Source organism: Pseudomonas imrae (assembly GCF_046352735.2).
Taxonomy (GTDB): Bacteria; Pseudomonadota; Gammaproteobacteria; order Pseudomonadales; family Pseudomonadaceae; genus Aquipseudomonas; species Aquipseudomonas imrae.
In genome coordinates this window covers 2,760,924-2,775,687 of the sequence record NZ_CP110853.2, presented here as the reverse complement: position 1 = coordinate 2,775,687, position 14,764 = coordinate 2,760,924, and the positions used below count along the sequence as shown (strand labels likewise).

Annotated in this window: 11 protein-coding genes; 8 read left to right on the top strand and 3 right to left on the bottom strand. The window is 57.7% G+C overall.

Annotation, left to right across the window (positions count from 1 at the left end; all coding sequences use genetic code 11):
* Positions 1-42 precede the first annotated feature (42 nt).
* Entirely contained in the window at positions 43-1,188 is a 1,146-nt protein-coding gene (locus OQ460_RS12235; RefSeq protein WP_410017754.1) for a glycerate kinase, read from the top strand.
* Between the two features lie 60 nt (positions 1,189-1,248).
* A complete protein-coding gene (locus OQ460_RS12230) occupies positions 1,249-1,761 on the top strand; it encodes a GNAT family N-acetyltransferase (RefSeq protein ID WP_410017753.1) in 513 nt (170 codons plus the stop codon).
* Here OQ460_RS12230 and OQ460_RS12225 read toward each other — a convergent pair.
* Positions 1,749-2,450, bottom strand: coding sequence for an aspartate/glutamate racemase family protein (locus OQ460_RS12225; protein WP_410021988.1), 702 nt, complete (start codon positions 2,448-2,450; stop codon positions 1,749-1,751). The genes OQ460_RS12230 and OQ460_RS12225 overlap by 13 nt on opposite strands.
* A 124-nt stretch (positions 2,451-2,574) precedes the next feature.
* Between OQ460_RS12225 and OQ460_RS12220 the strand changes: the two genes are divergently transcribed.
* Both OQ460_RS12220 and OQ460_RS12215 read left to right on the top strand, forming a co-directional pair.
* A complete protein-coding gene (locus OQ460_RS12220; protein ID WP_410017752.1) occupies positions 2,575-3,069 on the top strand; it encodes a hypothetical protein in 495 nt (164 codons plus the stop codon).
* 122 nt (positions 3,070-3,191) lie between these two features.
* Positions 3,192-3,857, top strand: a complete 666-nt coding sequence (locus OQ460_RS12215; protein WP_410021987.1) for a DUF3313 domain-containing protein — start codon at positions 3,192-3,194, stop codon at positions 3,855-3,857.
* Positions 3,858-3,873: 16 nt separating this feature from the next.
* Here OQ460_RS12215 and OQ460_RS12210 read toward each other — a convergent pair whose 3' ends face one another.
* Both OQ460_RS12210 and OQ460_RS12205 read right to left on the bottom strand, forming a co-directional pair.
* A complete protein-coding gene (locus tag OQ460_RS12210; RefSeq protein ID WP_410017751.1) occupies positions 3,874-4,236 on the bottom strand; it encodes a response regulator in 363 nt (120 codons plus the stop codon).
* A 228-nt stretch (positions 4,237-4,464) separates the two neighbouring features.
* A complete protein-coding gene (locus OQ460_RS12205) occupies positions 4,465-8,343 on the bottom strand; it encodes a hypothetical protein (protein ID WP_410017750.1) in 3,879 nt (1,292 codons plus the stop codon).
* Positions 8,344-8,626: 283 nt separating this feature from the next.
* Here OQ460_RS12205 and OQ460_RS12200 point away from each other — a divergent pair, with 283 nt between their 5' ends.
* The 4 genes from OQ460_RS12200 to OQ460_RS12185 are packed head-to-tail and all read left to right on the top strand — an operon-like array spanning position 8,627 to position 14,729.
* A complete protein-coding gene (locus tag OQ460_RS12200; protein ID WP_410017749.1) occupies positions 8,627-12,124 on the top strand; it encodes a response regulator in 3,498 nt (1,165 codons plus the stop codon).
* Positions 12,125-12,940, top strand: coding sequence for a CheR family methyltransferase (locus tag OQ460_RS12195; RefSeq protein ID WP_410017748.1), 816 nt, complete (start codon positions 12,125-12,127; stop codon positions 12,938-12,940).
* Positions 12,937-13,539 (top strand): chemotaxis protein CheB, encoded by a 603-nt coding sequence (locus OQ460_RS12190; protein ID WP_410017747.1) that lies wholly within the window; start codon positions 12,937-12,939, stop codon positions 13,537-13,539. The genes OQ460_RS12195 and OQ460_RS12190 overlap by 4 nt, the downstream gene beginning before the upstream one ends.
* A complete protein-coding gene (locus OQ460_RS12185; RefSeq protein WP_410017746.1) occupies positions 13,536-14,729 on the top strand; it encodes a hybrid sensor histidine kinase/response regulator in 1,194 nt (397 codons plus the stop codon). The genes OQ460_RS12190 and OQ460_RS12185 overlap by 4 nt, the downstream gene beginning before the upstream one ends.
* Positions 14,730-14,764 lie beyond the last annotated feature (35 nt).

The following is a 14,764-nucleotide window of genomic DNA, read 5'->3' as shown; positions in this document are numbered from 1 at the left end:
GTGGCAACTGGCAGCATGAGGGCATAAAAACGGAGAAAGCCCATGAAGATCATCATCGCCCCCGACTCGTTCAAGGACAGCCTGAGCGCCGAAGACGTGGCCGACGCCATTGCCCTGGGGCTGACCCAGGTCTGGCCCGATGCGCAACTGGTCAGGTGCCCGATGGCCGATGGCGGGGAAGGCACAGTGGCTTCGGTGCTTGCCGCTTGTGAGGGGCAGTTGCGCTGCCACCCAGTGCAGGGGCCTTTGGGCGCGACGGTACAGGCCCGCTGGGGCTGGTTGGCGGCAAGTCACACCGCGATCATCGAGATGGCCGAGGCCAGTGGCCTGCAACTGATTGCGCCGGGCAAGCGTGATGCCTGTGCCAGCAGCACTTACGGCACCGGCGAACTGATCCGCGCCGCGTTGGACGCTGGCGCGCGCCGCATCATTTTGGCCATAGGCGGCAGCGCCACCAACGACGGCGGCGCCGGTGCGATGCAGGCGCTCGGAGTGCAACTGTTTGATGCCCGGGATGCGGCACTGCCTCTCGGTGGCCTGGCCCTGAGTACGTTGGCGCGTCTGAGCCTCGAATCCCTGGACCCACGCCTGGCCGGGGTGCGCTTTGAGATCGCCGCCGACGTCGATAATCCCCTGTGCGGGCCCCATGGCGCTTCGGCGATATTTGGTCCGCAAAAGGGCGCCGATCACGGGCAGGTCGAGCAGTTGGATCATGCCCTCGGCCACTTTGCCGATCACTGTGCAAAGGTTTTGCCCAGGGACGTGCGCGATGAGCCCGGCAGCGGCGCGGCGGGCGGCCTGGGCTTTGCGGCCAAGGCATTTCTTGGCGCGCAGTTTCGCCCCGGAGTGGAGGTAGTCGCCGAACTGGTGGGGCTGGAAAGCGCAATCCACGGTGCCGACCTGGTGATCACCGGCGAAGGCCGTTTCGACGCGCAGACGCTGCGTGGCAAAACTCCGTTTGGCGTGGCACGGGTCGCCAAACGGCATGGCGTCCCGGTGATCGTGATTGCCGGCACCCTGGGCGACGGTTATGAACAGATGTACGCCCATGGTGTCGATGCAGCTTTTGCCTTGCCGGGCGGGCCGATGAGCCTGGAGCAGGCCTGCAGCGAGGCGCCGCGACTGTTGCGCGAGCGGGCTGCGGACATTGCCAGGGTGTGGCGATTGGCACGCCATTCCAGAGAATGACAGTTACTTGAAGTGTGCCCTACACTGGTCGGCCATGTGTCTTTCAAAGGATGAAACACAATGCCCGCACCTGAACCTGAAATCGTGATCCAGCGCTTTGCCGAAGCTCATCTGGACGGTATGAACGCGCTATACAACGAACCGGCCGTTTGCCGTCAGGTGCTGCAGATGCCCTTCCAATCGGTGGAGGTGTGGCGCAAACGCCTGGCAGACACCAACGAGCGGCTGATCAGGCTGGTGGCGTTGCACGGTGCCGAGGTGATTGGCAGCTGCACCCTGGAGCAATATTCCCGCAGCCGGCAAAGCCATATCGGCGGGATTGGCATGGGCGTCTCGGTAGCCTGGCAGGGCAGGGGTGTCGGCTCAAGGCTGCTGGGCGCAGCGCTGGAGGTGGCTGACAACTGGATGAACCTGCATCGGGTGGAGCTGACAGTGTATGTCGACAACGAACCGGCCCAGGCGCTGTACCGCAAGTTCGGTTTCAAGACCGAAGGCCGGCTGCGGGACTACGCGGTGCGTGACGGCATGTTTGTCGACGCCCTGACCATGGCCCGCCTGCGTCAGACGGCCTGATCGTCCAGGGCGAACGCCACCGCGGCTTGCGCATGCAACTCGGTGGTGTCCAACAACGGCAGGTCGCTGTGTTCGGGCTTGATCAGCAGGCCGATCTCGGTGCAGCCGAGGATGATGGCCTGGGCGCCACGGGCTGCCAGGGACTCGATAACCCGCTGGTAGACCTGACGCGAGGCGTCGCTGATCACCCCGACACACAACTCTTCATAAATGATCCGGTGCACGGCCTGGCGTTCGTGTTCGTCAGGTACCAGCACGGTCAGTCCCTGCACAGCCAGGCGCGCCTTGAGGAACTCCTGTTCCATGGTAAACGCGGTGCCCAACAAGCCCACGGTGAGGGTGTTCGCCTCGACGGCTGCCGCACCGGCTGCGTCGGCAATGTGCAGGAACGGAATCGACACCGCCGCTTCGATCTGCGGTGCCACCAAATGCATGGTGTTGGTACACAGCACGATGCACTCGGCACCACCGACTTGCAGGCGCTTCGCGGCATCTACCAGGATCTGCGCCGCGTCGTTCCAGCGCCCGGCATGCTGGGCCTGCTCCACAGGACCGAAATCCACGCTGTACATCAACAACTGCGCTGAGCGCAGCGGGCCGAGCTGGTCCCGGATGCGTTGGTTGATAATCCGGTAATACTCGGCGCTGGACTCCCAGCTCATGCCGCCGATAAGGCCAATGGTGCGCATGCGGTGCTCCTCGAGCAGGTGGGCGAGGGCATACCTTACCCAACTGGGGGCGTTAGTCATACGCACCGGTGTGGTATCTGCCATGATCATCGCTCGCAGTTTGGTTCACCCGAGGAACACCGCAATGGACGATGTAGAGCAATTGGGCGAGATGCTTCGTCATTACGCCGACAGCGAAGCGCACAAGCGTCAGCAGTTCGAGGTGCAGTCCGGGCACTGGGTGCAGAAAATCACCGAGTTGTTCGGGCAGATCGATCAGTGGCTTGAACCTGTCAAAAGGGTTGGCCTGCTGGAAGTTCAGCGAGAGGACTATGTGGCTTTCGGCCCCAGCGTGCCGCTGGAGACCTCGACTTTCAAGAGCGAGAAGTTGACGATCAATATTGCCGGCAAGCCGGTGGAGTTCGTGCCGGATGTGATGGGCGCTGGCGGCCTGATTTCCCTGTCGGTAATCGGTTTGACCGCTGCACGCTACGGCAGCGTTTCCCTGGTGCTGCTGCCGGGTAAAAGCGACTGGCTGTGGAAAAAAACCAACGGTCTGAAGGACCCGGATACCTTCGCCTTCGATGCCAACTTCCTGGCCGTGCAGTTGCAGAGCCTGATTCCCCGCGAACGAGGTTAAGCCGGTCAATCATGTGAAGGCGTGCGTGCCCCACATGAGGCTTTCATACAATGACGCTATTTTTCCAGAATTGGCTATACCTACAGCTAATGTTCCAAAAAACCACCGCCAGGAGTTTCATGATGAAGCCAGGGTTAATGATCAGCGCACTATGCATCGCCTCTATCGGCATGGTGGGGTGCGCGAGCAAAGTCACGCAGCCGGACGAATACTCCGGGTTTCTCTCGGATTACAGCCGGTTGAAGGAAGCCAAATCGCCGTCAGGCGTGGAAGTGATGCGCTGGATTGACCCCAAGCTGAACCTGAACCGCTACACGGCGGTATACATCGAGCCCACACAGTTTTTCCCAAAGCCTCAAGCTACCAGCAAAATCCCCGACACTACCCTGCAAGGCATCAGCAGCTACTACAACGAGGCGCTCAAGCGTGAACTGGTCAAATCGCTACCTCTGGCCAACGGACCGGGGCCGGGGGTGATTGTGGTGCGGGCAGCGATCACCGCAGTCAGCAGCAAGACCCAAGGCCTCAAGCCTTACGAGTTTATTCCTGTGGCGCTGGTGGCAGCAGCGGTCAGTACCGGTACTGGAATTCGCGACCAGGACACCACCCTTGCCACCGAAGCCCAGTTTCTGGACGGCAACAAAGTGATTGCCCAAGTGGTACGCAAAGGCACGGGCAAGCCGTTGCAGAACGACAGCCAGGTAATGCGAGCCGACGATGTGAAAAATGTCATCGACGGGTGGGCGCAGGATCTGCATCAGTCGTATTTGAAACTCAAGGACAAGTAGCTCCGAGCTGCAAAGCTCATCGTGCGAGAATGGTCTGGACCTTGTCCCGCAACTGATCGATGGAGAACGGCTTGCCAATCACATGCATGCCGTCAGGTACGTCGATGTTTTCTGCATAGCCGCTGGCAAACAGGATGGGCAAGGTCGGGCGTAACTCCCGCACCTTGGTCGCCAGTTGCTTGCCGTCCATGTCTGGCAGGCCGACATCGGTCATCATCAAGTCAATGGTTTGTTTACCGTCGTCAAAGAACTCAAGGGCAATTTCGGCATTTGCGGCTTCAATCACCTGATACTCCAGTTCCTCGAGGACATCGACGATCAACATGCGCACGATCGCGTCGTCTTCGACTACAAGGATGGTGGGGGAGGCTGCGGACATAATGAGGGTTCCCGAGAAGTAGAGTTACAGGTCTTTAGCCGTTGAAAGACCATGCTCTAGTGAGTCACGGCAATCCTGGCAAGTTCCCGAAGCAGGGCGGGTATTGTGCGGGGAATGGAGGCAAATGTCCCGTTCGCAACGATGCCGATGGACATCATGATGCAAGGCAGGCGCCATAGGAATTTCAGGATGCCCGACACCCAACTAGACGGGTACCGGGCAATTACATCAAGCTGAAACGACGGGGTTCGAGGGTCTTGGAATGGTTATAGGTGCTGAAAACAAACTACTGACGCCTTGGATACTTCCGGTTGCCTGCATCAAGTGCAGCTCGCTGAATTGCACGATGCCATAGCCGCTGGCTTTGTCGGCGGGCTGGAACAAATGACTGGTTTTACCGCTACTCAAGGCGCGCTCAATGCCATCGCGCATAGACGCCTGCGTAGGGAATTTGGCTAAACCAAGATTGGGGTCATAGTAGAACCAGGTTTTTTGACCGCCATCGACCACGGCTCCGGCAATGACGCCGTGCTTTGTGTTGCCGATGAGCAATGTTTTTGATGCCGTGGCTTTTTCCAGTTGTGAAATAATTTCCTCATAAGTGGCGGGGGTTGAGGACTGCCCTGCATAAAAGTTTTTTCGCAGCGTTTGCTGGAAGTTAGTCAAGTCCTGGCGAAATTTTTTGGTGTTGGCATGTTCGGGGTGTGCCATGGCCGTGAAGAAGTTCTCAATCAGAACCGCTTCTTTCTTCTCGTTGATAGCCATTGCCATCGCATTCGACAGGGCTGCACATTCGCCTCCAGACATTGGGTTTACCTGGCTGAGATAAAAACCCTGCGGCATGGGGGTTACTGAGCCGCCAGCGGCTCTGATTTCGTCGCTGAACTTTCTCGCGACCGACAGGTTTACCTCAATCGCTTTTCTTTCTATCTGCCTGAATAGAAAACCTATTTCCTCTGGCGTACGGTTTGGTGTCAATGCCAACTCCTCAAGTTGCTGCACATTCATTGTCGGTGAGTAATCGGCGATTGTATTTAGCGTGTTCGTGTCGTAACCGCTTTTAAATTGGTCAGGCGCTGTTAGCTTGGTGACTTCCAACTTTGTATTGAGGCGTTCCGGAAGTTCTTCCAGATTCTCTATCCGCCTGTACAAACTGCCCATTTCTTCGGGCGTGCGGCTGATTTCCAACGCAAGTTTTTTGAGCTGAGTCGTATCCAGCGCAGGTGAATAACCATGAATACTGGGTGGGCGGCTACTCTGATAACCACGTTCGTACGCCGCCCTATCTGCTTGATGTGCTGCATTGTGCGCAGCATTAAATTCTGTGGGGATATCGATATTGGGGCGCGCGGGTCTGAACCAACTGGCCAGCCATTCGCTGGCCGCGGCTGGGGTCGAAGCTTTGATCTCGCCATCAGCGGCTATGAGTTTCGGCGTAAAACCTTGAAGTGGCTGCCCGTACGGCTGCTGCTTGACGACATCGAAGCCATACCATTTACCGCCCTGAAGCACAGCGGCAGTTTCGATGGCCTGGTCAGCGATTGTGCAAGTGCCGGTTGCCGAAGCCTTGTAGCGCGTACTGGCTTGGATCAAGTCATAACTGCCGGATGCACCACGAAGCTGATTGACGCCGTTGTTAAGCACCGATAAACCTTCGCTGCCAACTTTACGTACGCCCTTGTAGAGCGACTGCGTTGCGGTTTTTGTCACCCTCGCCGCACCGACGAGCATATCGCCCACCCCATCCAATGGATTAAACGCGTTAAGAGTGCCGACACCGATGATTTTTCCTACCTGCAGCGCCTTGGCGCCTGCAGAAAGACCCGTTTGCGCAACCTTCGCGACTTTCGCCGCGGTGCCTACACCTGCTGTAAGAAAGCCAAAGGCATCCAGTGCCAGATCAAAGGCACCCTCGGCATAATTCCCATTTTTAAAGTTGACGATGGCTGATCGAAGCGGGACCAAATTCAGGAAAAAATCCGCAGCTTTCGATTCTATTTCTTGCTGTTTGTCATAGGAGGTCATGCCCTTGGCATGTTTGACAGCGTCTGCACCGTCGATATCAAGATGCTCCACGAACGCATTGGCGATGGACTGGCTCCGGGCGCTGGAAAAACTTGCAGGTGGCAGTGATGAGTCATTGCGGGCTTTTTGTGTGAGAGCTGCTGCCTCGACGGTAGTTGGCGTGAACTTTTCCAGCCGCTCTTCCTGGTTGGCATTACGCTCTCGCTTTCGCGTCAGTTCGTCAGGCCGCACTGGATGAATCGCACCTTTTGCCAAGTCAATTTCATAGACCTTTTCGTTATCTCCTTCCAGTACTTTCATCAGCAGATTAGTGTTTTTCTCAGTGAGGGCTTTAGAGGTGAAATCCATGCCCAGGGTATAAGTCTTCCGCTGATAAAACTCGAGTGCTCCCTGTTCAAGGCTTTTTCTGTCAGCCAATGGAAGTTGGCTGATCATGTGTTTCAAGGTTGTAGCAATACCCTTCTTGCGGGAGTCGATGGTTTGGCTGAATTGTTCGTTGAAGGCTGCGTTGACGCCTAGCTTGAGAGGCGCATTGATCGCGTCAATCGGAATGCGGGAGTCGCTGGTTTTCCACTGGGCGCCCGGCAACTCCATCATCGCGATATCCAACATCGAGTGCAGGCCGGCGGGTGGTCGACGTGGGTCGTAAAGTGGTTGAGCGTGGGGCTGCCTGTGGTCCTGAAACCTTAGTAGCTTTTCTTCAAAGGGCAGATTTTCACCAAATTGCTGCTTGAGCTTGGCCAGTGCGATTTCTTTACGGCTGGGTACTTCAGCGTTCAGCAAACCAGAGGCGGTGATCCGTTCATTCTGTTCTTGGGTGAACGTTGTTCTGATGCGTTCAAGTTCATTGTGGGTATAAGTGTCGCCTTGTTTGTGAGGAACAACGCCTTGGGCGACGGCCCAATCTATCAGGGCTGCTTTCTGTGCAGAGGCGGGCGCAGGATTGGCATTTTCACCAGCTGTGGCCATCACTTGCGCAAAGCTCATGTTCGCTACTGTTCCCGGCGCATCAGATTCTATCTTGGCGACCGCGATACATAAGTTGGCCCACGCCTGGCTACCAAAGGCGACAGCGGCAGGAATGTCTTTGACCAATAGCTGGGGAGCGGCCCTCATCAGCAGAAGGTGGCTCGCCAGCTTGGCGGTCTGTGCAGACGCTGTACCGTTCTTGACCAGGTGTTCGCTCAGCGCGGTGACTATTTCAGACGCCGGTTTGCCCCAGTACTGCGGCTTGGCCAAGTCAAACCCGGCAATACGGTTGCGGCTGGGAGACATGATCGAATCGTGATCCAGCCCTATCTGGATCGCGGCCAATGTGTAGTCGTTTCTGCTGTTGGGCGTAGAGATACCGCCTTGGCTGTTTTGGAGCGCAAGTCCCAGGGCCTGGCCCCGGGGGGAACTGATGAGCTTTTCCAGGGCAAGGGTGGGATTTTGCAAGTCGGACGCGGTCAAGTCACAGCCTGCAACCAAGTAGCCCAGCGCACCTTTACGTTCGTCGAGCATCGGCAGCCCTGGCAGGTTGGCGGTATTTTTATCTACCAGGGTACTGACCTGAAGCTGCTGGGAGGTGCTCAAGGGGATGGGCCAGGACAGGCCACCGCCGAAACTGCCCAATGGATGCGCCAATGCTCGCTGAGCCAAGGCCTGCGCCAGGTAACGCAGATGGTTCCGGTTTTTTGGCAGAGCCAGGCCACTTTCGATAATAACTGTTTCAAGGCTGGTCGATCCCAGGGGCCCGGTTTTAGTCGAGGGAAATGAAGAGTCCGGATGGACATTCATGCGCGTGGCTTTCAAGGAGGCCTGCACAGCCTTTTCATCGGCGTCCGAGGGCAATTGGCTGGCTGTTTCAATAAGCATCTGCGCCAGTCTCTGCAGGTTCTTCTGGTTGCCAAGCCCCTCCTTCAACGCAGGACTGCCGTTGTCGGTGATTTGGCTTTCGGGCACGACTGGCGGGCTATCGGCGTGGGATTGCACGGTTTGGGTCGCGCTGCTGGACGAAGTGGTTGCCATTGACGCTTGTAGACTGACCGGTTTCAACAGCACGGCGGGTAGCATGGGTTGCGAAGAAAGGGAAGAAATCATTGTATTAGACCTGTTCGCAGAGTCTGAATAAACGCCCTCTCAAGGGAGCTTCCCTGTACCCGAGGCGTGCGATTGGGTGTGTGCAAGCCGATCACACGTTCCACTTTTGCGCCCTCAGATCTGTCAGATTTTATGTGGGTGACACGATGTAAAAGCCGGGAACCGGTCGAGTTTATATGAAGCCTGTCGATGGTTTGACGCTTAGAAGATGTCAGAAACATAGCCGCTCCCCTCGACTTTGGGGCAAACTTCCGGCTTTTCCGCATTTGGCCAAGGCATGACCATGACTCCTGCGTCGTCAGTCGATGAGAACAGTTTTCGCAAACTCCTGAGCCGTAACGTCGGGTTGCCGCTCGGAGTCGGTGTACTCAGCGCGGTATTTTTCGTCTCCCTAATCACCTATTTGCTGTCTGTGATCCAGTGGGTCGAACACACCGATCGTGTGATCAACAACCTCAATGAAACCGCAAAACTGACCATCGACCTGGAAACGGGCATGCGTGGCTATCTGATCACGGGTGACGAGCACTTCCTCGATCCTTATGAAGTGGCCAAGCCGCGCATCGTCGCTGACCTGCGCGGTTTGCAGGAGTTGGTGGCGGATAATCCGCAGCAGGTCGAGCGCCTCAAGCGCCTGGAGTCGATGCAGGTTGAATGGAATGGTTATGCCCAGGAGATGATCAGGCTGCGCCGCGAGAACGGCGATTATCGCGGCGCGGTGCAGGCCGGGCGCGGCAAACGCCTGACGGACGAGATTCGCAGGGAATATGAGCAAGCGGTTGCGGTCGAGCAGCAGTTCCGGGTGGCCCGTAACGAGGAGGTCACCCGCACCACCGTCATCAGCGTCTCGCTCTACCTGCTGTTCATCCTCGGCCTGAGTGGCTTTCTGGCTTATGTGGGGCGGAAAAATCTTTTGACGCTGTCTGCCGATTACAGCGCCAACCTCGCCTCGCAGCAAAAGATCGCCAAACGCCTGGAACAGCAAGCCTGGCTGCGCAATGGCCAGACCGAACTGGCCGAACAGGTGCTCGGCCAGCCGACACTCAACCTGTTGGGGCGCAATATCTTGCAGTTCTTCGCCCAGTACATGGGCTCGGTGGTCGCGGCGTTATATGTGCGCGAGGAGCACGGTGGCCTCAAGCGCGTGGCGGCCTATGGTTTCTCCCGGGAGCAGGAGCAGCAGGAGCAGGCGATCTACAACGACGAAGGCCTGGTTAGTCAATCGGCCCGGCAAGACCGCTTGATTCGTCTGGATGATGTGCCGGTGGATTATTTCAAGGTCAGTTCCGGCCTGGGCGAAGGCACCACCCGCAGTGTGCTGATCGTGCCCACCAGTGACGACGGCCGGGTCAATGGCGTGGTCGAGCTGGGCTTTCTACGGCCCTTGGACGCGCGTGACGTAGAACTACTGGAGCTGATTGCCGACAATGTCGGCACCTCTATCGAAGCCGCGCGCTATCGACAGCGCTTGCAGGAAATGCTCGCCGAAACCCAGCAACTCAACGAAGAGCTGCAGGTGCAGCAGGAAGAACTGCGCACGGCCAATGAAGAACTGGAAGAGCAGTCCCGCATTCTCAAGGAGTCCCAGGCTCACCTGGAAACCCAGCAGGCTGAGCTTGAACAGACGAACGAGCAGTTGGCCGAACAGACCCAGACCCTCGCCGATCAGCGCGACGCCATGGACCAGAAGAATGTTGAACTCAATCGAGTGCAGATCGAACTGGAGGAGCGCGCCGACGAGCTGACGCGGTCCAGCAAATACAAGTCCGAATTCCTCGCCAACATGTCCCATGAGCTGCGCACGCCGCTCAACAGCTCATTGATCCTGGCCAAGTTGTTGGCCGAGAATCCTCAGGAAAACCTCAGTGCCGAACAGGTCAAGTTCGCCGAGTCGATCTATTCGGCGGGTAACGATTTACTCAACCTGATCAACGACATCCTCGACATCTCCAAGGTCGAGGCCGGAAAACTGGAGGTGCGCCCGGAAAATACCAGCGTGCCGCGCCTGATGGACGGCCTGCGCGGGATGTTTGAACCGCTGGCTGCCGACCGCAACCTGGCCTTCACGGTGACTGTGCAGGAAGACACGCCAACGATGCTGTTCACCGACCGCCAGCGCCTGGAGCAGATTCTCAAGAACCTGCTGTCGAACGCGGTCAAGTTCACCGAAAAAGGCCAGGTGAGTCTCACCGCCGTCCGCCAGCAGGACGAGGGCATCGCCTTCATTGTGCGTGACTCGGGAATCGGTATTGCCCCGGATCAACAGGCAAGCATTTTCGAGGCCTTCCGCCAGGCGGACGGCACGACCAATCGGCGTTATGGCGGCACCGGCCTGGGCTTATCGATCTCCCGTGACCTGGCGGCCTTGTTGGGAGGCTACATCAGCGTCACCAGCCAACCGGGCCAGGGCAGCACTTTTACGCTGGTTCTTCCGGAGCAATACGTGGAGCGCGATGACGACGCGGCGGTGGTCGAGCCGGTACGCACGTTGCCGGTCGCGCCGGCTGTAGTGCCGGCAAAGGTTTCGCCCATGCCGATAGTCGACGAAACCCTGATTCCGCGCTTTGCCGACGACCGCGACAAGGCGCCGTTCGCCACGCGTTGCATCCTGGTGGTGGAAGATGAGCCCAACTTTGCGCGCATCCTCTTTGACCTCGCGCATGAGCTGGGTTACCAGTGCCTGGTGGCCCATGGCGCAGACGAAGGCTACAACCTGGCGCAACAGTACATCCCCGATGCGATCCTGCTGGACATGCGCCTGCCGGACCATTCCGGCCTGACGGTATTGCAGCGCCTCAAGGAGCACGCCAACACCCGGCATATTCCGGTGCATGTAATTTCTGTCGAGGACCGCGTCGAAGCGGCCATGCACATGGGCGCCATTGGTTATGCGGTCAAACCCACGACCCGCGAAGAACTCAAGGATGTGTTCGCGCGTCTGGAGGCCAAGCTTACGCAGAAGGTCAAGCGCGTATTGCTGGTAGAGGACGATGATTTGCAACGTGACAGCATTGCCCGGCTGATCGGTGACGAGGATATCGAGATCACGGCCGTCGGCTTTGCCCAGGAAGCCCTGCAACTGCTGCGCAGTACGGTCTACGACTGCATGATTATCGACCTCAAGCTGCCGGACATGCTCGGCAACGAGTTGCTCAAGCGCATGGACACCGAAGATATCTGCTCGTTTCCGCCGGTCATTGTCTACACCGGGCGCAACCTGACCCGGGATGAAGAAGCCGAGCTGCGCAAGTACTCGCGTTCGATCATCATCAAGGGCGCTCGCTCACCCGAACGCCTGCTGGATGAGGTCACGCTGTTTCTGCACAAAGTCGAATCGCAGCTGTCCCATGAGCGTCAGAAGATGCTCAAGACCGCGCGCAGCCGCGACAAGGTGTTCGAGGGACGCAAGATCCTGTTGGTGGACGATGATGTGCGTAACATCTTTGCCCTCACCAGTGCCCTTGAACATAAAGGGGCGATTGTGGTTATCGGGCGTAATGGGCGCGAGGCAATCGACAAGCTTAACCAGGTCGAGGATATCGATTTGGTGCTGATGGACGTGATGATGCCGGAAATGGATGGTTACGAGGCTACCGCCTTGATCCGCCAGGACCCGCGCTGGCGCAAACTGCCGATCATTGCGGTAACGGCCAAGGCGATGAAGGATGACCAAGAGCGGTGCCTGCAAGCAGGTTCCAACGACTACCTGGCCAAGCCCATCGACCTTGATCGCCTGTTTTCACTGATTCGTGTGTGGCTCCCCAAGATGGAACGTATCTAATTGGAACGAAACGCTGATATCGAACTTCGCTTGTTGATCGAGGCGATTTACCTCAAGTACAGCTATGACTTTCGCGACTATTCGGGTGCGTCGGTCAAGCGCCGTGTGGCCCACGCCTTGACCCAGTTCGACTGCAAGACCATTTCTGCCTTGCAGGAGCGCGTGCTGCACGATCCGTCGGCGTTCCTGCAGTTGTTGCAGTTCCTGACCATTCCGGTCAGCGAAATGTTTCGCGATCCTTCGCATTTCCTGGCGATTCGCCAGGAAGTGGTCCCGCTGCTCAAGACCTATCCGTCGATCAAGGTCTGGATCGCCGGGTGCAGCACCGGCGAAGAGGTGTATTCCATGGCCATTCTGCTGCGCGAGGAAGGGCTGTTGGAACGTACGATCATCTACGCCACCGATATCAACCCAAGGTCCCTGGAAAAAGCCAAGCAAGGCATCTTCTCCCTGCAGAATATCCGCGCCTATACCCATAACTATCAGCAGGCCGGTGGCCAGCGTTCGTTTGCCGATTACTACACGGCTGCCTATGACCACGCGATTTTCGACAAGACCCTGCGCGAGAACATCACTTTCGCTGATCACAGCCTGGCAACCGATAGTGTATTTTCTGAAACTCAATTAATTTCATGTCGTAACGTGCTGATATATTTCAATAAAAAGTTGCAGGACAGGGCCTTCGGGTTATTTCATGAGTCGCTTTGCCACCGCGGCTTCCTAGTGCTGGGCAGCAAGGAAACCGTGGACTTTTCAGGCTATAGCAAGCATTTCGAGCCCTTGGTCAAGCAAGAACGGATCTTTCGAAAACTATGAGCGACGTCGTTGCCAGCGAGCTGTGCTTGCCCGGGATCAAAGCCGTAGTCATCGGCGCTTCGGCAGGCGGTGTCGAGGCATTGCTGAGTATTTTTGCTGCCTTGCGGGCGGGATTCGGCCTGCCGATCATTGTCGTCCTGCATTTGCCGGACGAGCGACACAGCCAGTTGGCAGAGGTCTTCTCCCGACGCGTGCCGATACTGGTCAAGGAGGCGCAGGACAAAGAGCTGATCCAGCCTGGCACCTTATACTTCGCCGGGCCTGGTTATCATTTGTCGGTTGAGCAGGACCGCAGCCTGTCATTGAGCCAGGAAGAGCGCGTGTACCATTCGCGTCCAGCCATTGATTATCTGTTCGCCTCGGCTGCCGATGCCTATGGCAGCGAGCTGCTGGCGATACTGCTGACCGGAGCCAATCAGGACGGAGCCCAGGGCTTGGCCGAAGTCAAACGCCGCGGTGGTACGACGGTGGTCCAGGACCCCGACGAAGCACGAATTGCGACCATGCCTCTGGCTGCCCTGGCGTTGCACACCCCCAACCACATTCTTACCTTGAGCCGCATTGGTGCATTGCTGGCTTCGCTGGAACCTTCCCCATGATAAGTACTGTCCAGGCCAAGCTGCTGATCGTCGACGATCTGCCGGAAAACCTGCTGGCCCTCGAGGCACTGATCAAGCGCGAGGATCGTCTGGTCTATAAGGCACTGAATGCCGACGAAGCCTTGTCGCTGTTGCTTGAGCACGAATTTGCCATAGCCATTCTCGACGTGCAGATGCCCGGCATGAACGGCTTTGAGCTGGCGGAAATGATGCGCGGCACGGAAAAGACCAAGAACATCCCCATCGTGTTTGTCAGCGCCGCCGGCCGCGAAATGAACTATGCCTTCAAAGGCTACGAGAGCGGGGCGGTGGACTTCCTGCACAAGCCGTTGGACATCCATGCGGTCAAAAGCAAGGTCAACGTCTTTGTGGAGCTGTATCGCCAGAGCGAAGCCATGAAACTGCAGCTCGAGGCGCTTGAGCGCAGCCGTCGCGAACAGGAAGCCTTGCTGACCAGGTTGCAGGCGACCCAGGCGCAACTGGAACAGGCGGTGCGCATGCGTGACGACTTTATGTCCATCGTCGCCCATGAGGTGCGTACGCCGCTTAACGGCCTGATCCTGGAAACCCAACTGCGCAAGATGCATTTGGCCCGCAATAACGCCAGCGCCTTTACCCTGGACAAGATGCACGCCATGGTCGACCGCGATGAGCGGCAGATCCAGAGCCTGATTCGCTTGATCGAAGACATGCTTGATGTGTCGCGCATCCGTACCGGCAAGTTGTCGATTCGCCCTACGCGCTTCGATCTGGCGCTGCTGGTGCGCAACCTGCTGGACAACTTCGCCCCTCAAGCGGCCGCTGCCGGTTCAACCATAGATTTTGTGGCTGAACAGCCGGTGGAAGGGCATTGGGACGAATTCAGGATCGAGCAGGTGGTGTCCAACCTCCTGACCAATGCCTTGCGTTATGGCGCCAAGAGCCCGGTAGATGTGCGTGTATACGCGGAGCATGGCGAGGCCCGGGTCGAGGTGCGAGACCGTGGAATTGGGATCAGCGAAGAGAATCAACAGCGGATCTTCCAACAATTCGAACGAGTTTGCGCCAACCATGCGGTCGCGGGCCTGGGCCTGGGGCTGTTCATTTCCGAGCAGATCGTCACCGCCCATGGCGGGAGCATCGAGGTCGAAAGCCGGGTGGGCGAGGGTGCTTTATTTCGGGTGTGCCTGCCTCTGGAGTCCGACGCGTGAAATCATACGTATATTCAACGCAACCTCTGCGTGAC

Bases quoted from the DNA above. Each gene is read 5' to 3' on its own strand.
- OQ460_RS12200 (WP_410017749.1), top strand. From the start codon at position 8,627: ATGACTCCTGCGTCGTCAGTCGATGAGAACAGTTTTCGCAAACTCCTG.
- OQ460_RS12210 (WP_410017751.1), bottom strand. From the start codon at position 4,236: ATGTCCGCAGCCTCCCCCACCATCCTTGTAGTCGAAGACGACGCGATC.
- OQ460_RS12220 (WP_410017752.1), top strand. From the start codon at position 2,575: ATGGACGATGTAGAGCAATTGGGCGAGATGCTTCGTCATTACGCCGAC.
- OQ460_RS12230 (WP_410017753.1), top strand. From the start codon at position 1,249: ATGCCCGCACCTGAACCTGAAATCGTGATCCAGCGCTTTGCCGAAGCT.
- OQ460_RS12215 (WP_410021987.1), top strand. From the start codon at position 3,192: ATGAAGCCAGGGTTAATGATCAGCGCACTATGCATCGCCTCTATCGGC.
- OQ460_RS12205 (WP_410017750.1), bottom strand. From the start codon at position 8,343: ATGATTTCTTCCCTTTCTTCGCAACCCATGCTACCCGCCGTGCTGTTG.
- OQ460_RS12190 (WP_410017747.1), top strand. From the start codon at position 12,937: ATGAGCGACGTCGTTGCCAGCGAGCTGTGCTTGCCCGGGATCAAAGCC.
- OQ460_RS12225 (WP_410021988.1), bottom strand. From the start codon at position 2,450: ATGCGCACCATTGGCCTTATCGGCGGCATGAGCTGGGAGTCCAGCGCC.
- OQ460_RS12185 (WP_410017746.1), top strand. From the start codon at position 13,536: ATGATAAGTACTGTCCAGGCCAAGCTGCTGATCGTCGACGATCTGCCG.
- OQ460_RS12235 (WP_410017754.1), top strand. From the start codon at position 43: ATGAAGATCATCATCGCCCCCGACTCGTTCAAGGACAGCCTGAGCGCC.